1 protein-coding gene is annotated in these 268 nt (G+C 62.3%); it reads left to right on the top strand.

Annotated features, from left to right (window positions below):
* The coding region (locus tag SB773_RS32130) for a hypothetical protein (protein ID WP_410594403.1) at positions 1 to 219 on the top strand (219 nt) is incomplete at its 5' end.
* Positions 220 to 268 lie beyond the last annotated feature (49 nt).

The following is a 268-nucleotide window of genomic DNA, read 5'->3' as shown; positions in this document are numbered from 1 at the left end:
CTCAAGCTGGTCAACTCGGGTGCTGGCCCGGGCCAAATCGCGTCATACGCGAATCAGCAGGCAGGCGGATCCGCTGGGGGCGGACCGCTCAACGTCAACGTCATTGTCACGTCTAAGGGCGGCATTGACCTCACTCAGTACATCGACGTGCGCGCCGATGCCGCCTTCGAGAAGGGCAGCAACCGCGTCGCGCAGCAACTCCAAGGGGGCCTCTTCTAAATGGCTACATTCACAATGACGCCGCCGTCGTACGGCAAAGTCGTCGGCC

Source organism: Bacillus sp. SIMBA_074 (assembly GCF_046534555.1).
Classification (GTDB): domain Bacteria; phylum Bacillota; class Bacilli; order Bacillales; family Bacillaceae_G; genus Bacillus_A; species Bacillus_A mycoides.
Note: the sequence above shows the minus strand (reverse complement) of the source record. Positions and strands in the feature narration are given on the sequence as shown.